The sequence below is a fragment of the Rothia nasimurium genome (genome assembly GCF_035916755.1).
Taxonomy (GTDB): domain Bacteria; phylum Actinomycetota; class Actinomycetes; order Actinomycetales; family Micrococcaceae; genus Rothia.
Window position 1 is genome coordinate 180,683 of the sequence record NZ_JAYWIX010000001.1, and the last position, 24,770, is coordinate 205,452.

At 60.4% G+C, this 24,770-nt stretch carries 18 protein-coding genes; 8 read left to right on the forward strand and 10 right to left on the reverse strand.

The window, feature by feature from the left end:
* Positions 1-14: 14 nt before the first annotated feature.
* Entirely contained in the window at positions 15-1,475 is a 1,461-nt protein-coding gene (locus VSX42_RS00805; protein ID WP_326502532.1) for a class I SAM-dependent RNA methyltransferase, read from the forward strand.
* A gap of 151 nt (positions 1,476-1,626) precedes the next feature.
* On the opposite strand, the gene VSX42_RS00810 is transcribed toward VSX42_RS00805, so the two are convergent.
* The 4 genes from VSX42_RS00810 to VSX42_RS00825 all read right to left on the reverse strand — a co-directional run bounded on the left by VSX42_RS00810 (position 1,627) and on the right by VSX42_RS00825 (position 3,744).
* Entirely contained in the window at positions 1,627-2,445 is an 819-nt protein-coding gene (locus VSX42_RS00810; RefSeq protein ID WP_326502533.1) for a dihydrodipicolinate synthase family protein, read from the reverse strand.
* Between the two features lie 83 nt (positions 2,446-2,528).
* Positions 2,529-3,122 carry a hypothetical protein gene (locus VSX42_RS00815; protein WP_326502534.1) on the reverse strand — a complete coding sequence of 198 codons (594 nt, stop codon included), beginning with the start codon at positions 3,120-3,122 and terminating at the stop codon, positions 2,529-2,531.
* Positions 3,119-3,355, reverse strand: coding sequence for a helix-turn-helix transcriptional regulator (locus VSX42_RS00820; RefSeq protein WP_326502535.1), 237 nt, complete (start codon positions 3,353-3,355; stop codon positions 3,119-3,121). The genes VSX42_RS00815 and VSX42_RS00820 overlap by 4 nt, the downstream gene beginning before the upstream one ends.
* A 191-nt stretch (positions 3,356-3,546) precedes the next feature.
* Complete coding sequence (locus VSX42_RS00825) at positions 3,547-3,744, reverse strand: DUF7455 domain-containing protein (protein ID WP_326502536.1); 198 nt, start codon at positions 3,742-3,744, stop codon at positions 3,547-3,549.
* A gap of 200 nt (positions 3,745-3,944) precedes the next feature.
* Between VSX42_RS00825 and VSX42_RS00830 the strand changes: the two genes are divergently transcribed.
* From VSX42_RS00830 to cydC, 5 genes are all read left to right on the forward strand, one after another.
* Positions 3,945-6,038, forward strand: a complete 2,094-nt coding sequence (locus VSX42_RS00830; protein ID WP_326502537.1) for a DNA topoisomerase IV subunit B — start codon at positions 3,945-3,947, stop codon at positions 6,036-6,038.
* A gap of 36 nt (positions 6,039-6,074) precedes the next feature.
* The gene (locus VSX42_RS00835) at positions 6,075-7,091 is read left to right on the forward strand and encodes a malate dehydrogenase (protein ID WP_326502538.1); all 1,017 of its coding nucleotides are present in this window, start codon (positions 6,075-6,077) and stop codon (positions 7,089-7,091) included.
* A gap of 283 nt (positions 7,092-7,374) precedes the next feature.
* Entirely contained in the window at positions 7,375-8,946 is a 1,572-nt protein-coding gene (locus tag VSX42_RS00840) for a cytochrome ubiquinol oxidase subunit I (protein ID WP_326502539.1), read from the forward strand.
* A 17-nt stretch (positions 8,947-8,963) separates the two neighbouring features.
* On the forward strand, positions 8,964-10,043 hold the full coding sequence (gene cydB / locus VSX42_RS00845) for a cytochrome d ubiquinol oxidase subunit II (protein WP_326502540.1): 1,080 nt from the start codon (positions 8,964-8,966) through the stop codon (positions 10,041-10,043).
* 183 nt (positions 10,044-10,226) lie between these two features.
* Entirely contained in the window at positions 10,227-13,928 is a 3,702-nt protein-coding gene (cydC, locus tag VSX42_RS00850) for a thiol reductant ABC exporter subunit CydC (protein WP_326502541.1), read from the forward strand.
* Between the two features lie 92 nt (positions 13,929-14,020).
* Here cydC and VSX42_RS00855 read toward each other — a convergent pair whose 3' ends face one another.
* Positions 14,021-14,383: a hypothetical protein gene (locus VSX42_RS00855; RefSeq protein ID WP_326502542.1), complete on the reverse strand. Its 363-nt coding sequence runs from the start codon at positions 14,381-14,383 to the stop codon at positions 14,021-14,023.
* Between the two features lie 100 nt (positions 14,384-14,483).
* Between VSX42_RS00855 and VSX42_RS00860 the strand changes: the two genes are divergently transcribed.
* Positions 14,484-14,981, forward strand: coding sequence for a hypothetical protein (locus VSX42_RS00860; RefSeq protein ID WP_326502543.1), 498 nt, complete (start codon positions 14,484-14,486; stop codon positions 14,979-14,981).
* Between the two features lie 212 nt (positions 14,982-15,193).
* Here VSX42_RS00860 and VSX42_RS00865 read toward each other — a convergent pair whose 3' ends face one another.
* The 3 genes from VSX42_RS00865 to VSX42_RS00875 form a co-directional block, all read right to left on the reverse strand.
* On the reverse strand, positions 15,194-17,785 hold the full coding sequence (locus VSX42_RS00865; RefSeq protein ID WP_326502544.1) for a DNA topoisomerase IV subunit A: 2,592 nt from the start codon (positions 17,783-17,785) through the stop codon (positions 15,194-15,196).
* A gap of 126 nt (positions 17,786-17,911) precedes the next feature.
* Positions 17,912-18,343 (reverse strand): type I-E CRISPR-associated endoribonuclease Cas2e, encoded by a 432-nt coding sequence (cas2e, locus tag VSX42_RS00870; protein ID WP_326502545.1) that lies wholly within the window; start codon positions 18,341-18,343, stop codon positions 17,912-17,914.
* A 249-nt stretch (positions 18,344-18,592) separates the two neighbouring features.
* Positions 18,593-19,321, reverse strand: coding sequence for a hypothetical protein (locus VSX42_RS00875; protein ID WP_326502546.1), 729 nt, complete (start codon positions 19,319-19,321; stop codon positions 18,593-18,595).
* Between the two features lie 336 nt (positions 19,322-19,657).
* Between VSX42_RS00875 and acnA the strand changes: the two genes are divergently transcribed.
* On the forward strand, positions 19,658-22,342 hold the full coding sequence (acnA, locus tag VSX42_RS00880) for an aconitate hydratase AcnA (RefSeq protein ID WP_326502547.1): 2,685 nt from the start codon (positions 19,658-19,660) through the stop codon (positions 22,340-22,342).
* Positions 22,343-22,517: 175 nt separating this feature from the next.
* Here acnA and VSX42_RS00885 read toward each other — a convergent pair whose 3' ends face one another.
* Together VSX42_RS00885 and VSX42_RS00890 are read right to left on the reverse strand one after the other, a co-directional pair.
* A complete protein-coding gene (locus VSX42_RS00885) occupies positions 22,518-23,141 on the reverse strand; it encodes a mismatch-specific DNA-glycosylase (protein ID WP_326502548.1) in 624 nt (207 codons plus the stop codon).
* Positions 23,142-23,218: 77 nt separating this feature from the next.
* A complete protein-coding gene (locus tag VSX42_RS00890; RefSeq protein ID WP_326502549.1) occupies positions 23,219-24,751 on the reverse strand; it encodes an alanine/glycine:cation symporter family protein in 1,533 nt (510 codons plus the stop codon).
* Positions 24,752-24,770: the final 19 nt, after the last annotated feature.

Genomic DNA, 24,770 nt, shown 5'->3' on the forward strand with positions numbered 1-24,770 from the left:
CTAAGCGAGAAACCATGACCACTAGCCCCACCTCACCCGAACCCGCTATCGGCGACCTCCTAGAACTCACCCCCGAGCGTCCGGCCCACGGCGGTGCCCTCGTCGCTAGGGCGAACGATCGCGTCATCTTCGTCCGTCACGGAGTTGTGGGGGAGCGAGCTACCGCCCGCATCACCGGCCGTGGGCCCAAGGGCCGCTTCTTCTTCGCGGATGTCGTCTCCGTAGAGGCCCCCGCACCGGAGCGCCGCCCCCACCCCTGGGCACCGGCGGACGCGCTCGCGTCCGCTCACCCCCTCGGCGGCATGGAATACGGGCACCTGGACCTAACAACCCAGCGGGCCTACAAGCAGCAGATCGTGAAGGAACAGTTGGTGCGTCTGGGTGGGGTACCTGAAAATCACCCGCTACTGGCTTCACTGCCCGTTCACTCCCTGCCCGGCAACGACCGGGGGCTGCACTGGCGCACCCGCGTGCATTTTGCGGTGGAACGCGAAAGCCAGCAGATTGCCATGTTCCCGCACTCTAGCTCAACCCCCGTGCCCGTCACCGGTTTTCCCCTGGCCGATGAGCGCATTGAGGCCCTAGAGCTGCACCGCCTCAAGCTGGCCGGTATCACTCGGGTGGATGTGGCTGTAGCTGCCACCGATATGCTGGCGGTGGTTTTTACCGTGTCATCGCGGACTACGCCCGTAGAGGTCGCTCAGGAAATTGAGGCCCAGGCCCGGGCCCTGTGGGGGGCGCTGGAAGAGCGCATGATTACCCTGGTCTTCACCCCCGAGAAAAAGAGCGGACGCCGCCGTGGCACCAAACCCGCTGACGTCATCGCCGGTGCCGCCAACCCCACCCTGCTGGAAACCGCCACCGTCTACGCCCAGGACTTCTACTGGAACGTAGCCGCGACCGGCTTCTGGCAGATCCACCGGGCCGCCCCCGAGGTGCTCGGCAACGCGGTGCTTGAAGCTGCCCGCCTGAAAAAGGGGATGACGGTCTACGACCTCTACGCAGGTGCAGGCTTCTTCACCGCCCTGGCTGCTGACGCGGTGGGGGACAGGGGCACAGTGCTGTCAGTTGAGGGATCCCCGGTGACCAGCAGCAACGCGTCCGAAAACTTTGGCGACGAAGGCCCGTCACGCACCCACAGGTCTGAGCGGACGCGCGTGCGCGTGGAACGCGGGGACGTCGCCCGGGTGCTTGAGAAGATCAGCGGTGAGGTGGCTAAGGGGCACTACGCCGCCCCTGACGTGGTGATTTGCGACCCGTCTCGTGAGGGCGCTGGCCGCACCGTGATGGAGCAGGTGTCTGATCTGAACCCCTCCACCCTGGTCTATGTTGCCTGCGACCCGGCGGCCCTGGGGCGTGACACCGGCTACCTGCGCGCAGAGGGCTGGCGACTTGTACGCGTCGAAGCCTTTGATATGTACCCCAACACCCACCACGTGGAAGCGGTGGCGGTGTTTAGCCGGTACGGGGTCTAGCGGTTCCCGGAAAAGACCACTTCAATGATCATTCCATCTTGTTTTTTCTTATAGTCAAAACCCTTGATTGTTAGTTTTAGTTGAGTTGCTCATTGAATGCATCGATGAGGGCTGATAAGCAGAGATTTTTATCGTAGAAACTGTACTGATGTTAGTTTGCTGTCCCTAGGGGAGAACGGCAGATGCCCACACTATGGTTTGTTACAGCTAGTGAAGCTTTGAGGGAAGGCAAAGCCTGGTGACTATAGAGTTCTGCTAGATAGGCGTGTAAAGGCTCTGGACAGGGGATATCTGGGTGCTCAAGAAGAGTTGTGAACCATGATCTGACTTCTTGGGGGTAGAGGTTGCCGCCAATAGATGAGATTCGGGAACACCCTGCCTGTATGTTCTCAGCGAGGCTGACTTCGCCCCCTGCATATATAGGAAGGTGAGGCAGATTCTTCTTGATTGCCTTGACCTGTGCTGGCCCTGCGGCCTCTTTGATACCTGCTAGGTTCGGGATATCTGCGAGCTTTTCAAGCGTTTCAAGCGAGAGATTGAAGCCGGTGCGGGCTGGGTTGTTGTAGAGCACCACTGGTTTGCTAGTTCGGCCTACGAGCTCACGAACATAGTAGATAGCCTCTGACTGGGTAGGGCGGATATAGGGAGGGAAGCCCAATACCATGCCGGTAATATGAGGTGCTTCGTGGAGTTCGCTGACCAGCTGCATAGCTTCTTTGAGTCGGATGCTAGCTACCCCAAAGAGAAGTTCGAATCCTTGAGGTGTCGCTAGATTACCCAATCCGGCTAGGAGCTCCAGCTTTTCAGCTATCGAAAGACTGTGCTGCTCTCCGGTACTTCCGGAGACCATGACGGAATCGATGCCCTGTTCAATGAGCCACTCTATATGTCTTAGGGTTGCTCCTGTGTCTAAGGTTTCATCGGAAGCAAAGGCGGTGGGGACGGCGACATGAAATGTTTGTTCAAGCATGGGGGCATCCTTGTGCTAAGAAACTTCTAGGGATAGGTACTTGGGGTGCTCAGTAAGGTGTAATTGCTAGGGAACGGCTGAGCTTATATGGTTCCGTCTGAGTCTTCTTGTAGAGTTAGTCCCCGTCGTAGGGCTCCCTCAATAAAGAACAGTGTGGCGATAAAGAGAAAAGTTACGAGCCCCTGATCTGACATAAAAGTCGGTTCTAACTCGACCTTGCTGAGCCCTGCGGATTTTTCTATTCCGCGGGCAGTTAAATCGGTGAGTAGGGAATACCCAATCATTCCGATAAGTAGTACAACGGGGATAACCCGAAGGCGGTTCAGGGCCTTCAGTGTGAAATCTGCCTTACGGTAAAAAGACTTAGCGACTTGATGAAGAAGTACAGCTACACAAAGGTACACGAGAAGCTTCCACCCAAAAGCTAGCCAAGCCAGAACCTGGGTTCCCGTACTCAGCCCCTCGGAGCTGACCCAGTAGGTACCGCCCTCTAGCTCAGGATTGTAGCGGTGAAGAGAGCTGGGAATTCCCTGCTCTGGCCACTGCACAAAGGCAAGGTAAAGAATAAATACTACAGCAAAAGCTGTATAAACTGTCGCAACTGAGAACTGGTATTCAGCGGGCTGGGGCCTGGTGCGGTCGCCTGTAAGACCAAAATAATTTGATAGAGCTTTCATGAGTCTTTTCCTTCGTCCTTGCAGGTAAAGATGTCACCAGGGGTGCAGTCGAGCACCCGGCAGAGGGCAGTGAGGGTGGTAAATCGGACGGCGCGGGCGCGGTTATTTTTCAGTATGGAAAGATTTGCAACAGAGACCCCCACTTGATTCGAGAGCTCCACCAGGCTCATGTTGCGCTCTTCAAGGAGGTTATCTAAGTGACAGGTGATGCTGTGTTCTTCTTCTGATGGCATGCGGTCCTTTACTGCTAGCGAGGCATATTGATTATCAATATACCTTCATCGTTTCATGTTGAAAATCGATATGCAAAACCTCTTTGAATCTTTCACGCATCAGAAAAGACCACCTAAATCAGAAAAACCCACCTAGTTGGTGGGTTTTTCTGATTTAGATGGTACCTACCCGGCGGGGCGGGGAGTAGACGTTAGCTCAGGCGGTCGGTCTGATCGTCCCACTCAGCTACCACAGAACGCAGAGCCTCTTCCTTGGCGCGGGCGTGGTGGCCGCAGAAGAGCAGGTCAAGGCCCGAGCCCATGACCACACGTACATAGGCCTGGGCGCCACAGGCATCACAGCGGTCGGCGGTGGTCAGCTCGCGGCGGGTCTCAAGAGTTGCACTCACGATAGGCTCCTTTCAAAAGCTTTCTTCCTCACCCTCCATACAACCACCGACCGGGCCGCCCCGCACGTCCTTTCGCCCACAGCGCTAAACCCGCCCTTCCCGCCTATCGGCCGCGGGCGTCCGCGCCGCCAAAGACCCGCCAAACCGAACACGTGTACTACACTAGATAGGCACCCCGTCCATACCTGCAGGAGAGTTTCGTGGCAGCAAACAACTACACCGCCCGCAACCTATCGGTGCTCGAAGGCCTCGAAGCCGTGCGCAAACGCCCCGGCATGTATATTGGCTCCACCGACTCGCGCGGCCTCATGCACTGCCTCTGGGAAATCATCGACAACTCGGTCGACGAAGCCCTGGCAGGGTTCGGCCAGTCCATCCAGGTCATTCTCTACAAGGACGGCTCAGTTGAGGTGCAGGACGACGGCCGCGGCGTGCCCACCGACATTGAACCCCGCACCGGCCTCTCCGGCGTTGAGGTGGTCTACACCAAGCTGCACGCCGGCGGTAAGTTCGGCGGCGGCTCCTACAACGCCTCGGGCGGTCTGCACGGTGTGGGTGCCTCGGTCGTCAACGCGCTCTCTTCCCGCCTGGACGTACAGGTGGACCGCGGCGGTAAGACCTACCAGATGAGCTTCCGCCACGGAGTGCCCGGCATCTTCGAGGACTCCCGCACTCCCAAGCCCGATGCCCCCTTCACAGCCTCATCCGACGCCCTGCAGGTGGTGGGCAAGGCCAAGCGCGGGGTTACCGGCACCCGCGTGCGCTACTGGGCCGACCCCATGATTTTCACTCCGGACGCTCGGTTCAGCTACGAGAACCTGGCGGCTCGTGCGCGCCAGACCGCCTTCCTCATTCCCGGCCTGCGCATTGCCGTGCGCGATGAGCGCCGTCTGCCCGGCACACCCGGCGAGTTCGAGACCCACGAAGAGGTCTTCCAGCACGATGGCGGTATTTCTGAGTTCGTGGACTACCTTGCCCATGACCAGGCCGTGACCGACATCTGGCGCTTCACCGGCACCGATACCTTCACCGAGACCGTCCCCGTGCTCGATGCTGAGGGGCACTCCCAGTTGACCGAAGTGGAACGCGAGTGTGAGGTTGATGTTGCCCTGCGCTGGGGTACCGGCTACGAAACCAAGCTGCGCACCTTCGTCAACATCATCGCCACCCCCAAGGGCGGCACCCACCAGACCGGCTTTGAGCAGGGCCTGCTCAAGACCTTCCGCAAGCACATTGCCGATAATGCGCGTAAGTTCAAGGCTGGCACCGACAAGATCGAAAAGGACGACGTGCTGGCGGGGCTGACCGCCGTACTCACCGTGCGTCTGGCCGAGCCCCAGTTTGAGGGCCAGACCAAGGAGATTCTGGGTACCCCGGCGGTGCGTCAGATTGTCTCCAAGGTGGTTGCCAAGCAGCTGGCGGCCAAGCTGAACTCCACCGCGCGGGGCGAGAAGACCCAGGCGGCGGCTGTTTCTGAAAAGGTGGTTGCCGAGATGAAGTCGCGTATTTCGGCGCGAGTTCACAAGGAAACCCAGCGCCGCAAGAACGCCCTGGAAACCTCGTCGATGCCGACCAAGCTGGTGGACTGCCGCTCCACCGACGTGGAGAAGTCCGAACTCTTCATCGTGGAGGGTGACTCAGCGCTGGGTACCGCCCGCCTGGCACGTTCATCGACCTATCAGGCCCTTCTGCCCATTCGCGGCAAGATCCTGAACGTACAGAAGGCCTCGCTGACCGACATGCTGGCGAACGCCGAGTGCGCCGCCATTATTCAGGTCATTGGCGCCGGTTCTGGCCGCACCTTCGACCTAGAGCAGAAGCGCTACAACAAGATCATCATGATGACGGACGCGGACGTGGACGGCGCCCACATCCGCACCCTGCTGCTGACCCTCTTCTACCGTTACATGCGGCCGCTGGTTGAGGCAGGCCACGTCTACGCCGCTGTGCCGCCCCTGCATCGGGTTGAGGTGGTTAATCGTGGCAAGGCTAATGAGATGGTGTACACCTATTCTGAGAAGGAGCTCCACGAGCTCTTGGATAGGTTGGAAGCTGAGGGCAAGAGCTATAAGGAACCAATCCAGCGCTATAAGGGTCTGGGCGAGATGGACGCCGACCAGCTGGCGGAAACCACCATGGACCCCCGCCACCGCATGCTCCGTCGTGTGCGGGTTGAGGACGCCGAGGCTGCCGAACGGGCCTTTACCCTCTTGATGGGGTCAGAAGTGGCACCGCGTAAGGACTTCATTATCCGCGGTGCGACCAAGCTCGACCACACAGCTATCGACGCCTAAGCGTGTTGAGGGCAGGGGCAGGGTAAAATGTTGTGCATGACACATGCAATGAAGCACCCTGTTACTGTCACCGTTACCGGCGCCGCTGGCCAGATCGGGTATGCCAGCCTCTTCCGCATCGCGGCAGGTGAAATGCTGGGCCCCGATACTCCCATGCGCCTGCGCCTGCTCGAAATCCCGGCCGGTCTCAAGGCCGCTGAGGGCACCGCGATGGAGCTTGCCGACTGCGCCTTCCCCCTGCTTGAATCTGTCGACATCACCGACGACCCCTCCGTTGGCTTCGACGGCACCAATATCGCCCTGCTCATTGGCTCCCGCCCCCGCACAAAGGGCATGGAGCGTGCTGACCTGCTCGAAGCCAACGGCGGTATTTTCTCGGTGCAGGGGAGGGCCATCAACGACCGGGCCGCTGACGATGTGAAAGTAGCTGTGGTGGGCAACCCGGCTAACACCAACGCCCTCATTGCCGCCTCTCACGCACCGGACGTCCCCCTGGAACGCTTCACCGCCCTCACCCGCCTTGACCACCACCGGGCGGTTGCCCAGCTGGCTGCCGCCACCGGTGCTACCGTGCCCGAAATCGACGGCATCACCATCTGGGGTAACCACTCTGCCAGTCAGTACCCCGACCTCTTCCACGCCACCGTCGGCGGCCGCCCCGCTATCGACGCACTTGCCGACAAGAACCTTGGCCAGACCTGGATCGAAGAAACCTTTATTCCCACCGTTGCCCAGCGTGGAGCCGAAATTATCGCGGTGCGCGGTGGCTCGTCCGTCGCCTCCGCGGCCCACGCCGCCCTGGCCCACGTGCGTGACTGGGTGCTGGGAACGGGGGAGCGGAGCACCTCCATGGCGGTACCCTCCGACGGCTCCTACGGGGTGCCCGAGGGGCTCATTAGCTCTTTCCCCGTCAAGTGTTCATCAGGTGGATATGAGATTGTTCACGGTTTGCAGCACTCAGATTTTGCCAGCCAGCGCATCGCGGCCTCTGTGGCTGAGCTGGTTGAAGAGAAGGACGCCGTCGCCCAGCTCGGTCTGCTCGGCCCCCGCTAAGACGCCCGCCCCGGCGTGACTAGACAAAGTGTCACTAACTGGGTGCCCGGTGTAAAAAACCTATCGAGACTCCCACTGAATCCTCTAGGTCAGCGGGAGTCTTAGCGTTTAAGTGACCTTTAGTGAAGCGTCAAATCACCTGGTGAAGAGGTCAAAACTACCCTAAGGGTACGCTCATGCAAGCCCGCTATCCTAGAGCAAAACACACCCGCACCGTTGCGCCGGGCCCACGGCAGCATGCCAGCCCGCAGACGGTGCATCACTTTAACTCTCAAGGATGTCAATGGATCCCCTCGAACTAGCGCGGTGGCAATTCGGTATCACCACCGTCTACCACTTCATGATGGTTCCGCTGACCCTGGGCCTGGGTGCCGTTGTAGCTGGCTTCTACATCGCCTACGTGCGAACCAAGAAGCACGAATACAAGCGCATGACCAAGTTCTGGGGCAAGCTCTACCTCATCAACTTCATCATGGGCGTTGCAACCGGCCTTGTGCAGGAATTCCAGTTCGGTATGGCCTGGAGCGAATACTCCCGCTTCGTGGGCGACGTCTTCGGCGCCCCTCTGGCGATGGAAGGCCTGCTGGCCTTCTTCGTCGAGTCCACCTTCTTGGGCCTCTTCATCTTCGGCTGGGACAAACTGGCCCCCAAGGTGCACGCAGCCTGCCTGGTCATCGCTGTTGCAGCCTCATGGCTCTCTGCCTACTTCATCATCGTGGCTAACTCCTGGATGCAGCACCCTGTTGGCGTTGAAATGATTGACGGCCGCCCCGTCATGACCGACGTCTTAGCTGTGCTGACCAACAACACCGCCCTGGTGGCCTACCCCCACGCTATCTTCGGTGCCCTGCAGGTCGCCGGTGGCTTCCTGGTCGGTATCGCCTGGTACAAGCTCTGGAAGCGCCGCCGTGACGGCATCGACACCATCGGGGAAGACGGCAAGGTTATCGTTGGCGAAACTACCGAAGGTGCCCGCGACAAGACCGACTTCAACGTCTGGTTCAAGTCCCTGCGTATCGGCGCTATCGTTGGCTTTGCAGCCTTCATCGGCACTGCCTTTACCGGTCACCACCAGGCCCAGCTCATGATTGAGCAGCAGCCCATGAAGATGGCAGCTGCCGAGGCAGCCTGCCACGACGGCACCGGCTTCTCTGTCCTTTCTCTCTCATCACCTGGTGCCCAGAACTGTGACGAGGTTCAGGCAGTGATTGAAATTCCCGGCCTGCTCTCCTTCCTGGCCTACAACAACTTCACCACCGACGTCCCCGGCATCACCACCCTGCTGCCCCAGTACGAGGAAACCTACGGCACCACCATCCCCGATAACCCCGAACTCTACGGGGAGCGGGCTGGAACCGAGATTGAATACCTGCCCCTCATGGAAGTGACCTACTACGGCTTCCGCGGCATGATCACCTTTGGCGGCATCAGCGCCCTCTCCTTCCTCTACGTTTTGTGGGTGACCCGCAAGAAGGGTGAAGGCACAGTCCCCGAAGCCAAGTGGATCTCCAACCTGGCTATTGCAGGTATCCTTGCCCCCTTCGGCGCTAATGCCACTGGCTGGATCTTTACCGAAATGGGCCGCCAGCCCTTCGTCGTAGCCCCCAACCCTGATGGCAACCCCGCCATCATGATGTTCACCGCTGCCGCTGTCTCGCCCGGTGTCTCCGGCTACGAGATCCTCTTCTCACTGATTTCACTGGGTCTGGTCTACGGTGTGCTCATGGTCGTTGAGGTCTACCTGCTGGCCAAGTACGTCAAGGCCGGTGTGGCAGCGGCTATGCCCGAGCTGGTTGAAGACCCGCACGATACCGACGAGAAGAACGACCGCGACGTGCTCGCGTTCGCCTACTAAGAAAGGGGCTTACACACATGTTTGAGCTTTTTGCTGACCAGCCTCTTCTACCGACTCTCTGGTTCGCCGTCATCGGCTTCTTCTGGGTGGGGTACATCATTCTGGACGGTTTCGACCTGGGCGTAGGTATGCTCATGAGCCGAATCTTCGCCAAGAACGAGAAAGAACGCCGCCTGCTGCTGAACACCATCGGCCCTGTCTGGGACGGTAACGAGGTATGGGTTGTCACCGGTGGCGCCGCCACTTTCGCGGCCTTCCCGCTCTGGTACGCCTCCCTCTTCTCAGCCCTCTACATCCCGCTGACCCTGGCCCTGCTGGCCCTGATTTTCCGCGCTGTTGCTATCGAGTACCGCGGTAAGAAGGATTCAGAGCGCTGGATTGCCGGCTGGACCTTGGCTATCTCCCTGGGCTCCTTCTTCATCGCCTTCCTGGTCGGTGCCCTGCTGGCTTTGACCTCCACCGGCCTGCCCATCAACGCAAACGGTGACCGCGTGGGCGGTGCCTTCGCCTGGCTAACTCCCGCTGTCTTTATGGGCGGCCTGTCCGTGGTCGGTGTTTCCCTGGTTATGGGTCTTGCCTTCATCGCGCTGAAAACCGACGGCGAGGTACGCCACCGTGCCGGGTCCGCCCTGGTCAAGTTCTCGCCCCTGCTGGTACTCCCCGTTGTGGCCTGGGTAGTCTACATGCAGGTCACCACCGGCAACGGTATCTCCTACGCTTTGACCGTCCTGGCTGTGCTGGCTCTGGCTGCTGCCTGGTTCTTCGCCAGCCGCAAGAGCGAAGGCAAGGCCTTCTCGGGATTTGCGGTCTTCGTTGCCTTCGGCGTGCTGGCTATCTTCCTAGCTCTGTACCCCAACGTCCTGCCCTCAACCCTCGATGAGGCCTACAACCTCACCATCGCCAACGCGTCAAGCTCCGAGTACACCCTGCGCGTGATGAGCTGGGTCGGTCTCTTCGGCATCCCGATTCTGCTCGTCTACCAGAGCTGGACCTACTGGGTCTTCCGCAAGCGCCTGCGCGTTGAGAGCATCCCCGATGCCCACGACGCCACCGAGCTGGCCACCCGCGCCACTCGTGCAAGCGCTCATAACGCCTAGCAGCTAGCTCACGGCGTAGAGACGAAAGGACGCTGGGAGCAGCCCCCGGCGTCCTTTCGCCTACCCGGGCGGGTAGGTGTGCTCATACCCACGGCCCAGTCACAGACCTCGCGTCTGCCCGGCTGGAAAGTTCCCACTAGAATAGTGAACAAACTGTTCGCGGCACCAAGGACACTATCGAGAATGACCGCTCCCACAACGAGCAAGCGGCCCCCGCTGGGGCCCCACGCCAAGAGAAACCTCACCGTTTTTGCCGTGCTCACCGCACTCAAAACCCTGGCGCTCATTGTCTTTGCCGCGGTGCTGGGCACCGCCATCACCCTGCTAGCCCGCATGACCTATGCGGTGCTCTACGAGGGTAAAACCTACGAGTCTGCCCACGCCGAGCAGCTTGCCGTCTTCGCCGGTAACGGCCAGGCCCAACTCACCGGTATCTTCTTTGCCGCCCCCTTCATGCAGCCGGGCCTGCTGTCCTTGGCGGTCACCGGCGTCATTGCGCTCCTGGTGCGTGCAGCCGCCGACTGGTCCCTGGGTTTCTACGCCCAGCAGGCAGCGGTGGGTGCCAAAACCACCATCCGCCGCAAACTCATCCGCCGCGTCCTTGCAACCGGCGGCATCGACACCCCGGACGGCACCGGTGCCACCGCCGTCCTGCTCTCCCGCGGCCTTAACGCCCTGGATGACTACTACACCAAGACTCTTACCGCCTTTGTCTCCACGGCCGTAGTGCCCACCCTGCTGCTTATCTTCATCGCCTTCTACGACTGGGTCTCAGCCCTGGTCATCATCTGCACCCTGCCGCTGATACCCCTCTTCATGGTGCTCATCGGCCGAACCACAGCAGAAGACACCGCCCGCGCCCAGCGCGACCTACTGCGCCTCTCAGACCACATCGTCGAACTGGTCAAGGGTCTGCCCGTTCTGGTGGGTCTGGGGCGCTCGCGGGCCCAGTCCAAGGCGCTGGGCGATTTGGGGGAGCGCTACCGCAAGGCCACCATGTATACCCTGCGGTCGGCCTTCCTCTCATCGCTGGCTCTGGAACTGATTACCACCATCTCGGTAGCCCTGGTAGCGGTGCTGATTGGTTTGCGTCTGGTGGAGGGTAACCTGGGGCTCGACGTCGCCCTCTTCGCCCTGCTGCTGGCCCCCGAGTGCTACCAGCCCCTGCGCGATGTGGGCACCGCCTACCACCAGTCTGAGGACGGCGTGGCAGCCCTGCGCCGCGCCGAGGCCATCATTGACCAGCCCATTCCCCACGCCACCGTTGCCCCCGGCGGCGACCGCATCTCGGTGCGCCAGCTCTCTGTCGCATACCCGGGCCGCGACCGCACCCTCACCGGCGTGAGCTTCACCCTACGTCACGGCACCACCACCGCTATCACCGGGCCTTCTGGCTGCGGCAAAACCACCCTGCTTTCGGTACTGGGCGGAGCCCTGCGCAACGACCTGGTACCCACCGGCACCACCGAACCGGTTCACGTCTCCGGCCTAGTATCTGGCACCGGCTCCACCGTCTGGATTAGCCAGTCACCCACCTTCATCGCCCCCACCTCCCTGGCTGAAGTGGCTCTCTACGCCACTGTGACCCGCGGCGAAGGTGCCCTAGAAGGCATCAACTACGCCTCAACCCTGCTCGATGATTCCGTCGCTTTCACCGCTGAGGACCGCGACTACTTCACCTCCTTCCTACACTCGGTAGGGCTCGCTGACCTAGCAGATTTGCCCCCGGAGGCCCTGTCAGCTGGCCAGATGCGCCGTCTTGCTATTGCCCGCGCCCTGGCCCGCGTCGCCACCCTACAGGCCCAGGAAGAACGCGTCACCGTCCTGATTGACGAACCTACTGCCCACCTTGACCCGGTTTCAGCGGCCAAGGTGAACGTCGCCCTAGCTGCCCTGCAGGAAACCGGCGCAACCCTGGTTGTCGTCACCCACGACACCGCCCTGGCTGCCGCCACCAACAACCTGCTCCAGGCAACATCAAAGCCCCACGGCGTTACCTGGGAGCTCACCACCCAGAACGCCGATGGGCTGGGCGGCTACGCTCTTGCGACCCTGGCGGACGCCGTCGCCACCGGCGAGCTTGAAGACTCGGCCCCCGTGCAGGCTGCTGCAAGCTCAACCGAGCAGGCAGTAGAGCCAGCCGCGGCGGGCGTCCTGAAAACCCTGCGCTACCTGGGGGAGCTCACCGGGATCCGCAAACGCGATATGGCCCTGCCTATCCTGCTGTCGGTACTCACCGTGGTCTTTGCCGTCAGCCTCACTGCGCTTTCTGGCTGGCTCATCGTGCGCGCCGCTGAGCAGCCGGCCATGATGTACCTGCTGGTCGCTGTTACCGGCGTCCGCTTTTTTGGCCTGGGCCGGGCGACCTCCCGCTACGCCGAGCGCCTGCGCACCCACAACCTGGTGCTGGGGGCGACTAACACCCTGCGCGTGCGTGCCTGGGATGCTGCCGGCCGTACCGTCCTATCGGTGCGCTCCCTGCTGCGAGGCGACAAGATCCTTGATCGCCTGGTCGGCGACATCGACGAGCTGCGCGACGCTATCCCGCGCGTCATCCTGCCGGTTGCCGCCCACCTGATCGTGATGCTACTGGTGCTGGGTGTGACCGCCTGGGCTACCCCGCAGGCCCTGCTGCCGGTCGTCATCGCGGTTCTTATCTCTACCTTTGTGATTCCGGCAGTGGTGCTGCGTGCGGACGAGCGCGCGGACGCCGTTGCCCGCCGGGAAACCTCGGCCATGCTCCGCCTGGGCGTCTCAGCTCTGGACGCCGCTACCGACCTGCACAATAACGGTCTTGACCAGACCGTTGCCCTGGCTGTCTCCCGCCAGGACGGCTACGCCCAGGCCTCCCGCCTCAAGAGCTCCCGCGCTATCGGTGTGGGTCAGGGCCTGATGGTTGTTACCTGGTGGGGCGCGGCTCTGGCTGTGATTGCCAGCGTTTGGCCTGCCGTTGAAGCCGGTGCGGTTACCGCGCCGACCGCAGCTATCGTCATTTTGATGATGACCGGCCTGTTTGAGACCACCGCAGCCCACCTGGACGCCGTTCGCGGCTGGCCCGCCTTCGCTGCCCTGGTTGCGCGCACCCGCGCTAACTTTGAGACCGTGGACGCTGCCGCTGCGGCTGAGGGAGAGGACGCCGGTAAGGGCGAGATCCGAGATATTCTTGGGGACCCCGGTATTGGGGCTAAGAACCGTGCCGCCCATAAGTCCATCACCCTGGAGCTGGATTCGCTGGCTACCCGCTGGCCCGATATGGAGCAGCCTATCTTTACCGGCCTGTCAGCGTCTGTATCGTCGGGGCAGTGGCTGGGGATCACCGGCCCTTCGGGCTCGGGCAAGACAACTGCCCTTGCAACTTTGCTGGGCTTCTTGCCTGTTGAGCAGGGACAGATTCGGGTGAACGGTCGTGCCTTTGATGCCCAGTCTTTGCGTGGGTACGCGGCTTGGTGCCCCCAGTCTGCCTATATCTTTGAGTCCACTATCGCTAATAACCTGGCGATTGCCCGGCCCGCCGATGAGCGGCCGACCGATAAGGAGATGTACGAGGTGCTGGATCGGGTAGGGCTGGGCAAGTTTGTGCGGTCCCTGCCTGCTGGCCTGCAGACCCTGGTGGGGGCCGGTGGTTCTTATGTGTCGGGCGGCCAGCGCCAGCGTATTGCGATTGCCCGTACCCTGCTGGTGGATTCGCCCCTGCTGCTGATGGATGAGCCGACCGCCCACCTCGATGCCCCCGCTGCGGTGGCTCTGATTAATGAGGTCGCCCGAGGTACTAAGCGCGCCCCCGGTCAGAAGCTCAAGGGTAAGACCAAGTTGCCTGCGGTCGTCCTGGTCTCCCACCGAGCAGAAGATATCGCGGCCTGCGATACCGTGGTGAAGCTTCGATAGACTTCACAAAAAGACCCGCCCCAGCGCGCTTCTGAAAGGAAGGTGCTGGGGCGGATCTTTGTATCGTGCACATTGTTAAAGCGCGAACGCGTCTAGGTCAGTGGCTTTGCTCCATGAGTAGCTTTTCGGTCGTCGTCAAGGGTAAAACCGTGGCGGTCAATTTCTTGCTGATCAAGGTCATCGCGGAGTTTTTGACCATGGACTGAGCCCAGGGTGATGCAGACGCCACCTACCAGGGCTGCCCCTAGATGCCAGGGTTCTAGAGTTGCCCATTTGAATAAGAAAGAAAGCAGAGCAGAAAACCCCAAGAGGGCAAGAGCTGTAAATAGCGAGTAGATGACAAACTCTGTCTTGTTAGCAGGTGTCAGTTTGCGTTCGGTGCGAGCCCAAGCCTTGCGGCGCTCTGCTTTTTGGGTGGCTTTCTCTACAGTGAACGAAGAATCTTGCTGCGGCATGGGAGACCTCCTTATCTTGTCTGAAATTTTACCACGGGGGTAAAGTGTGTTCTAGATAATAAATTTCTAGAGCCTGAGCGACAGATAGTGAGTGAATCCCATGCCTACTCTTCAAGAGCACAGCTACGTTGCGCCCCTGACTAAGAAGTTCAAGGTGTTTCTTTGCGGGGTCATAGTTTTTGTGCTGCTGAGTGTTGCACTGCCCATTATGATCTTTGGCCCCGTCGATAAGGAGGGAACCCACCAGGGGCTCCTCATTTCAGCGCTTGTAGGAGCTGCCGTAGCGCTGGTTATTATTCCGATGATCTTCAGCAGCACCCGCATTGACCTGCTCGATACTTCCCTCAAAATCACCACCATGAAGTTCTTCTCGAAAGAGCTACCCTACAGTGAGATTGAGAAGGCAGAAGTGGGGCCAGAAACCGGTCTGGTGCAGGGCGCCGGTCTCAGAATCATGGGCGGAGGCAACACCGGCTACCTGACCGGAGGCCCCTCTGTAACCTTTACCCTGACCAACGGTAGCCGGGTGACGGCATCCGCTACCAACCCCGAGCAGGTTGTTGCTGAGGTGAACTCCCGGCTGCGTTCAGCAGTGTAGCGGAATGCAACGTAGTGGAGGAAAGTAGCGGGCGCGCCCGTAACTGATTGCAGGGGAGGGAGTGTTGGTGTGCCTGCTGGCTCGGGGCTGGCGTGAATTGGGCGAGCGCCCCAGCGCGAGCCCAAGAGGGGCGGCAGGCACACCAACACTCCCTTTCCCCTGGCGTTCCGCTGTTGCTATTTAAGTAAAGGTTCGCTCGCTACGTTCTTCCTTTAGAAGAGAGCATCTTCTTCTACCTCCACCGGCGCATCAGCTTCTACTTGAGCTTCAGGCTGGGCGGCGGGTTCTTCTGATACCGCTGATACAGGTGCGGGGGAGGTCAGCGCCTGGTAGTTGGGGCCAATTGCGTCGATGCCCTGGGCCAGGAGCACGCCGGATCCGTCGCGCGGGCCGAATTCGGTGGGTAGGGTGCGGGCAACACCGGCGGATGAGACTGCCTTGGCAGGGCCGATGCCCACCCAGGCGAGGGCGAGGGCGGTTTCTCCCTTGAGGAAGCGGTGGGCTCGCATGCCGCCGGTTGCGCGACCCTTTTGCGGGAATTCGGTGAGTGCGGTGACTTTGGCGGTGGCTCCGTCCTCGCCGCCATCGGTGATGGTGACGACCTGGGCGTCCATGCCGGGGGCGGTGACGCCGAAGGCGATGAGTTTGTCCTCGTCGGCTACCTTCATGCCGACCATGCCGCCGCCGGTGCGTCCTTGGGGGCGGACTTTGGCTGCGTCGAAGGTGAGGAGCTTTGCCTGTTCGGTGATGAAGGTGAGCAGGGCGTCGTTGGAGTCGCAGACGGCTACGCCGATGACGGCGTCCTTGGGCTTGAGCTTCATGATGTCGAACTCGGTGGCGTTGAGCGGGTAGTCGGGGTTGACCCGTTTGACGACGCCGCGTTCGGTGGCCAGGGCCAGAACGGCGTTGAGCGGGGCTAGGCCGACGAGCTTTTCGCCGCGGGCTAGGGTGATGGCGTCCGCTGCTTTGACGCCGCTGGTGAGCTGGGGGGCGCCCCCTGTCTCTTCGAGCACGGGTAGGTCAATGACGGGCACGCGGATGAGACGGCCGGCTGAGGTAACCGCGCCGATTTCGCCGCGGGCGCTGGTGGGCACGATGGAGAGGTAGGCGTCGTGTTTGATGCGTTTGCCGGGGTCGGGCAGGGAGGGGCGTTGGCCCTTGACGCCGCTGGTGCGCCCCAGCTGGCCCGATGTGGAGAGCAGTACCCAGCAGGGGTCGTCCGCGATTTCGAGGGAGAGGCCGGCTTCTTTCTTGGCCTTAGAAGCAGACGCCGAGAGGGCAGCAACCGCGTCTGCCAGCTCGTCCTTGGTGACGATTTTGGTGCGGCGGTCGGTGCCGTATTCGTCGGCGACCTGCTGTAGTTCTTCGGAGACGAGGGCGCGGAGTTTTACGTCGGAGCCGAGGATTTCTTCGAGGGAGGCGATTTCAGCCAGCAGGTCATCGCGTTCTGCTTCAAGCTCGATGCGGGAGTACTTGGTGAGCTGGCGTAGGCGCAGTTCGAGAATGTGGTTGGCCTGTACCTCGCTCAAATCGTATATCTGCATGAGGCGTTCGCGAGCCTGGGCGGTTTCGTTGGAGGAACGGATAATCTGAATGACCTCGTCGATATCGACGATGGCTATCAGCAGGCCCTCGACCAGGTGCAGGCGGTCGCGGCGCTTGCCTAGGCGATGGTTGGTGCGGCGGCGCACGACGTCCAGGCGGTGGTTGACATAGACGTGCAGCAGGTCGAGTAGGCCAAGGGTCTGGGGCTGGCCGTCCACTAGGGCCACGTTGTTAATGCCGAAGGAGTCTTCTAGCGGGGTGTGCTTGTAGAGGGCGGCGAGTACGGCCTTGGGGTTGAAGCCGTTTTTGATTTCTATGACCATGCGCAGACCGTTTTTGCGGTCGGTCAGGTCAACGACGTCTGAGATGCCCTGTAGCTTCTTGGAGTTGACGCCGTCCTTGATTTTTTCGATGACCTTTTCGGGGCCAACCAGGTAGGGCAGTTCGGTGACCACAATGCCCTGTTTGCGGGCGGTGACCTGTTCGATGGAGACCTTGGCGCGGGTCTTGAAGATGCCGCGCCCCTTTTCGTAGGCGTCCTTAATGCCGGAGGCGCCCACGATGGTGCCGCCGGAGGGTAAGTCGGGGCCGGGCACGAATTTCATGATGTCTTTGAGAGTGGCCTCGGGGTGATCGAGCAGATGGCGGGCTGCCGCGATGACCTCGCGCAGGTTGTGGGGGGCCATGTTGGTGGCCATGCCGACGGCGATGCCGGCTGAGCCGTTGACCAGCAGGTTGGGGTAGGCGGCGGGTAGGACGGCCGGCTGCATGAATTGGTTGTCGTAGTTGGGGACGAAGTCCACGACGTCTTCGTCGAGGTTAGCGGTCATGGCGAGGGCCGCCGGTGCCATGCGGACCTCGGTGTAGCGGGAGGCTGCCGGGCCGTCGTCCAGTGAGCCGAAGTTACCGTGGCCGTCAACCACGGGCAGGCGCATAGAGAAGGGCTGAGCCAGGCGCACCATGGCGTCGTAGATGGCGCCGTCGCCGTGGGGGTGCAGCTTACCCATGACTTCGCCGATAACGCGGGCGCTCTTGACGTGGCCCCTGTCGGGGCGCAGGCCCATCTGCTGCATCATGTAGAGGATGCGGCGCTGCACGGGCTTGAGGCCGTCGCGGGCGTCGGGCAGGGCGCGGGAGTAGATGACCGAGTAGGAGTATTCCAGGAAGCTGGTTTCCATCTCGCTGGTCACATCGATATCGACGATATTTTCGACGACGTCGGTGGGGTAGTCATCGTGTGCGGTGGTGCGGCGAGCCATGGGAACCTCAAAGCAAATAGACGGTGAAGGTATTGCCCCACCAGTTTACCGTGTTCCCCGCAAGTGCCCCAGAAAAGCCGAACCTACCAGCCTCTCACACAGAGACAGGATGAGCCGAATTCTGTTCTACGACCTTTTTCGGCCCAACCGGTATCGACTAGCCTTGGACCAGCCACGTTTAGACCCTACCTGCTTGCTGGGTGCCGTAGGCCTACGCATTAGGGTTACGCCCTCAAAATCAACGGGATCCCACTGATGCCGGTGTACTTTGAAATCTAGGCCCTGCTCTGTGTTGGTAGAGAAGACCATAAGTGCCCGACCAGACTGTACCGAAGAAACAATACGCTCCCACAAGTGCTCGCGTACTCGGGCACTGACCTTGCCAACATAGACCCCCGAACTGATTTCTAAAAGCCAGCGGGTCAAATCACCGCGTAGAGCAGGCGGACAGTTTGAGAGGATAACAACAATCATGCTTCCTCCCCATAATTTCTCCTGCTTTCTATCGTTTCTTCGCGATCTCCCCAGAGGGCGGGGATGAGCCGGCTCTATCCTCATACATGCATCAGGCGTGCGAGTGCTCCCCGCGTAGACGGGGATGAGCCGACCTCAGCCGGTGGACAGCTGACCGTGGCCGTGTGCTCCCCGCGTAGACGGGGATGAGCCGGAAACCCCCGTGAATCAGAACAGAAAAACCCTGTGCTCCCCGCGTAGACGGGGATGAGCAAGAACGTGAATCCTACCTACGGTTTATCTCAAGAGTGCTGCCCGCGTGGACTGGGAAAGCCAGTAAGCAGGCTGGTCAGCCTAGCGGGTGCGGGCAGGGGCAAAAAGCCCGTAGATTCCCAGTGCCCCCAGTGCTAGGAGGGCTATACCGAATGGAATGAAGGTAGGGGAGCTGTCGTAGCCTGCGATCATGAAGGTATCAGCCAGGCCCATGCCCATGTGCCAGCCCCAACCCAAGGACAGCAGAAAACAGATTGCAGATAGGGCAAAAGAGCAAAATCCCACAGCCCGCAAGGTGCTATAGGAGGCCATGCCCCGCAGCCACTCATGCACATTGGGTAGGGCCACTAGTAGCAGTGCGACGATAAGACCCCACACCAGTATTACCGTGAGGCTGAACTCTCCAGCCTGCCCTAAGATGCTATAAATTTCGCTGAGCTGGTAGCCAGGAGCAGCTGTTAAAGGGTTCCACCAAAAGACATGTAGCCCGTAGTAAATTGCTAGAAGCAGCCCCAAGGCGCAAAAGGTAAGAGGTAGACGGACGCCTGGGGTGGGCTTTACCTGCAACCTGCTAGTTGCTGTGTGAGCAGCGGGCCAATCGCGCAGTATTTCGGTCAGACCCACACCTAGTAGGGCGGCTAGGCCGGTGAAGAAAGCAACCACTATGAGAACTGTTAGCCCCTTTGCTAGGGATTCAAACTGAGTCCACTCTCCCAGAGGAGATATGAAGGACAGTGACATAATCGTTGCAAAGGTGAGAGCGCTACCGATAAGAAGCCAGCGGAAGGCTAGGTTGAGCGAGGTCGCCATCGACCTAGGCCCTGCTTGGCGCGAGGGCGTAGAAGAAAACATCATGCCCCTATTCTGGCACGAGAGCGCAACATAATAAGAGCATATTTTTCTTGCGAAAGCCGAAAATTCGCGCCCCAGTTGGGGTGCCCGTCCGTCCTTGCCCTAGGGAGGATGAAACATTTGCTTACGAACCGTCTTCAAAATATGTGAACAACGTGATACGCGGTACACTAAAAAGCAGTGGCCTCGTGCCCACCGGCTCAACAGCGAGCATCACACACCCGTCGCGCAGACGCGATGGTGCCCACCGGCGCACGAGCCAATCGCAAGACAGTGTCGAGAGGAGTCCCACATATGAGCACTGTGGATAGCTTCGGTTCAAAGGGCGTACTTTCCGTCAACGGAACCGACTATGAAATTTTCCGTCTAAAGGCAGTAGAAGGCTCACAGAAGCTGCCTTACTCCCTGAAGGTTCTACTCGAAAACCTTCTGCGCACCGAAGACGGTGCCAACATCACCGAAGGCCACATCAAGGCACTCGCCAACTGGGATCCCTCAGCGGAACCCGACACCGAAATCCAGTTCACCCCCGCCCGCGTCATCATGCAGGACTTCACCGGCGTACCCTGTGTTGTTGACCTTGCCACCATGCGCGAGGCTGTAAAGGAATTGGGCGGCGACCCCTCCAAGATCAACCCCCTGGCGCCTGCCGAACTGGTCATCGACCACTCCGTGCAGATTGATACCTTCGGCACCGCCGACGCGATCACGCGCAACATGGACATCGAATACCAGCGCAACGGCGAACGCTACAAGTTCCTGCGCTGGGGTCAGACCGCCTTCGACGACTTCAAGGTCGTTCCCCCGGGTATGGGTATCGTGCACCAGGTCAACATCGAATACCTGGCCCGCACCATCATGGCCCGCGAAGTCGGCGGCGTACTGCGCGCCTACCCCGATACCGTCGTAGGTACCGACTCCCACACCACCATGGTCAACGGCCTGGGCGTACTCGGCTGGGGCGTTGGCGGCATCGAAGCTGAAGCAGCAATGCTGGGCCAGCCCGTCTCAATGCTGATTCCCCGCGTCGTCGGCTTCAAGCTCACGGGCTCCATCCCCTCCGGCGCCACCGCAACCGACGTCGTCCTTACCATCACCGAGATGCTGCGCGAACACGGCGTTGTCGGTAAGTTCGTTGAATTCTACGGTGAAGGCGTAGGCCAGGTGCCCCTGGCAAACCGTGCAACCATCGGTAACATGAGCCCCGAATTCGGCTCCACCGCCGCTATGTTCCCCATCGACGAGAAGACCCTCGAGTACCTGCGTCTGACCGGCCGCAGCGAAGAGCAGGTCGCCCTGGTCGAGGCCTACACCAAGGAACAGGGCCTCTGGCACGACCCCTCTGTCGATGTCGAATACTCCGAGTACCTGGAACTGGATCTCTCCACCGTGGTCCCCTCCATCGCAGGCCCCAAGCGTCCCCAGGACCGCATCCTGCTCTCAGAGTCCAAGAGCCAGTTCGAATCAGACATCAAGAACTACGCCAAGGACGGCGAAACCGACAAATCAGCCCAGGTCTCCATGGCAGACGGTCGCGAGTTCGAGCTCAAGAACGGTGCAGTGTCAATCGCCTCGATTACCTCCTGCACCAACACCTCAAACCCCTCGGTCATGATGGCAGCAGGCGTGCTCGCCCGCAACGCCGCAGCCAAGGGCCTGACCGCTAAGCCCTGGGTTAAGACCTCCATCGCCCCCGGCTCAAAGGTCGTCACCGACTACTACGAGAAGGCAGGTCTGCTGCCTGACCTCGAGAAGCTCGGCTTCTACGTCGTCGGCTACGGTTGCGCCACCTGTATCGGTAACTCCGGCCCCCTGGAGCCCGAAATCTCAGAGGCTATCCAGAGCGAAGACCTCTCCGTTACTGCGGTTCTCTCGGGTAACCGTAACTTCGAAGGCCGTATCTCACCGGACGTCAAGATGAACTACCTGGCTTCACCGCCGCTGGTCATCGCCTACGCCCTGGCCGGTACCATGGACTTCGACTTCGAGAAGGACGCCCTGGGCACCGACGCCGACGGCAAGGACGTCTACCTCAAGGACATCTGGCCCGACCCCGCAGAAGTACAGAAGATTATCGACGAATCAGTCGATACCGACATGTACACCAAGGAATACGGCACCATCTTCGACGGGGACGAGCGCTGGCAGGCCCTGGAGACCCCCACCGGCTCCACCTTCGAGTGGGACGACAAGTCCACCTACGTGCGCAAGCCCCCTTACTTCGAGGGCATGACCATGGAAACCACCCCCGTTGAGGACATCAAGGGCGCCCGCGTGCTGCTTAAACTGGGCGACTCGGTTACCACCGACCACATCTCACCGGCCGGTTCCTTCAAGTCAGACACCCCCGCAGGTAAGTACCTGATTGAAAACGGTGTTGAGCGCAAGGACTTCAACTCCTATGGCTCCCGCCGCGGCAACCACGAAGTCATGATTCGCGGTACCTTCGCCAACATCCGCATCAAGAACCAGCTTCTGGACGGCGTTGAAGGCGGCTTCACCCGCGACTTCACCCAGGGCGGTGAACAGTCCACCGTCTACGATGCATCCATGAACTACCAGGCTGCCGGCATCCCGCTGGTAGTTCTGGGCGGTAAGGAATACGGCACCGGTTCATCCCGTGACTGGGCTGCTAAGGGCACCACCCTGCTGGGCGTCAAGGCAGTTATCGCTGAATCCTTCGAGCGTATCCACCGTTCAAACCTGATCGGTATGGGCGTTGTACCCCTGCAGTTCCCCGCCGGTGAATCTCACGAATCACTCGGCCTGACCGGTACCGAAACTTTCGATATCACCGGCCTGACCGAACTGAACGAGGGCACCACCCCCAAGACCCTCAAGGTCACCGCCACCGCTGAAGACGGCAAGGTCACCGAGTTCGACGCTGTAGTTCGCATCGACACCCCCGGTGAAGCCGACTACTACCGCAATGGCGGTATCCTGCAGTACGTCCTGCGTAACCTGGTCCGCGGCTCCTAAGTTCTAGAGCGATAACGGGTTCACGGTCTGTGGCTCCCACTTTTCAGTGTGGGCCACAGACCTTTTTGTTTGTTTTCTATAGAGTTGGGACCAGATGAGTGTTCAAAGTATCTGTGGGCAATGAGGATTTGGGGAGGAATCTGGTCCCTTGTGTGTGGCGGCAAGGACGGGGTGGCTAGGTGAGTGGCTGTGTGGAGTCCCAGACCTGCCGCCACTTATCAGCTAGGGAATCAATATTTTCGTGGGCATTCAAACCGCTTGGCTGAGGCACGACCCAGAGCTGGCTCGCCGGGTTCCACCCCTCAATCTGGGAGGTGTCTTGTCGCCCCAGCTGAGCCTTTCTGTCGCCGAAGGCTGTTCGATAGGCTGTGATGCCCGCAATCGCTACAGCCTGCGGTCTATAGACCTGAGTGAGGGCAACTAGCCGGGGGAGGGCGTCCTTCAGCTCCTGGGCTGTGAGCTCGTCAGCCCGTGCCGTTGCCCGGTCAACCAGGTTGGTTATGCCGATACCCAGGCTGGCTAGCTGTTCCTCAACCTCGTCGCTCAAGCCGCGTGAAGCGTCAACCCTGGGGGTAACGATGCCTGCCCTATCAAGCGATGGCCAGAAGCGGTTACCGGGAAAAGCGAAGGGGGCGTTGACGGCGGACGTCCACAGCCCGGGGTTGATACCCACGATCAGCAGACGGAGGGCAGTGCCAGCCGCAGGCAGCCGGTCGTCAAGGGTGCCGTTAACGAAGTCTTGAAGCTGCTCCCGAGTGGGACGCTGGTCGTCCAGCGGGGAGGGATGAAGAGTGCTCATGACCCCACCCTACACGCAGAAGTGCCCCACACAGCCTAGGGCGGTGCGGGGCACGTGATGCTAGAGCGTAGAGACGGTTACTTGGCGTCCTGAACCGGGATAGCGCCGGTCTTCACATCGTAGTAGGTCTCCCAGAAATCAGCATTCTTAATACCGAGGGGGCGGGGGTCGAACATGGGGTCAAGACCCTGCTTCTTCTGCTGCTCGTAGTCCTTGAGTACCTGCAGGGCGGGTTTCTGGATAACCAGAATACCGACGATGTTCAGCCAGGCCATCAGACCCACACCGATGTCACCCAGGGACCAGGCGGCACCTGCGGTGCTGACGCAGCCAATAACGGTTGCGGTCAGAATCAGCAGCTGGAGCAGACGCAGCAGGGCGTTGCCCAGGGTCTTGTTCTGCAGGTTGCGGGTCAGGTAGCGAAGGTTGGTTTCTGCCATGTAGTAGTAGGCCACGATGGTTGTGAAGGCGAAGAAGCCCAGCGAAACCGCGATAAAGATGGGGCCAGCACCGGGGATGAAGGTGTCAAACGCAGCCTGGGTGAAAGCCGGGCCAACGGTGACGCCCTCGGCCAGGTTGCCCGGGCCCTCTGCTAGCACGGGGGTGTCGGCTGAGCCGCCCTCGTAGACGCGGTACATACCGGTTGAAAGAATCAGGAAGGCGGTAGCGGAGCAGACGAAGAGGGTGTCGATGTAAACGGCCATCGCCTGTACGAAGCCCTGGGTGGCGGGGTGCTTTACCTCAGCAGCTGCAGCGGCGTGGGGGCCGGTGCCCTGGCCAGCTTCGTTGGAGTAGATGCCGCGTTTGACGCCCCACTCAACGGCGGTACCGATGATGGCACCGAAGGTTGCGTGCAGACCAAACGCTGACGAGAAGATCAGGTTGATAACGTCGCCCAGCATGTTGATGTTGACGAAGGCTACGATCATGGCCAGCACGATGTAGATGATAGCCATGAAGGGAACCACAACAGAGGCGAAGGTTGCAATACGCTTGACGCCACCAACGACGATGAAGGCCAGCAGGATGGTGATACCGGTGGCGGTCATCCAGGGGTGAACCTCGGGGAAGGCTCCCTGCATGGAGGTTGCAATACCGTTAGCCTGAACGCCCGGCAGGAAGAAGCCGCATGCAAGGACGGTAGCAAAAGCAAAGATGGAGGCGTAGACCTTGAAGAGCCCGGAGTACTTGGTGTGGCGGTAGGCCTTTTCAAAGTAGTAGGCGGGGCCGCCACGGTACTCGCCGGTGACCTTATCGCGTTCCTTATAAATCTGGCCCAGTGTGGACTCGATGAAGGAGGTGGATGAGCCCAGGAAGGCTACAGTCCACATCCAGAAGACGGCGCCGGGACCGCCGAAGGCGATGGCGGTGGCAACGCCGGCGATGTTACCGGTGCCTACGCGGCCAGCGAGTGACATGGCAAGGGCCTGGAAGGACGAGACGCCGTCCTTAGACGACTCGCCCTTGAAGGTCGCGCGAATCATGGTGGGAATCTGGCGGATCTGGAGTAGGCGGGTGCGGATGGTGAAGTACACGCCAACAGCCAGGCAGAGATATACCAGCACGGGTGACCAGATAATACTGTTCGCCCAGTTGATTGCTGCGGTCATAGAAGAAATCCATTCGTGC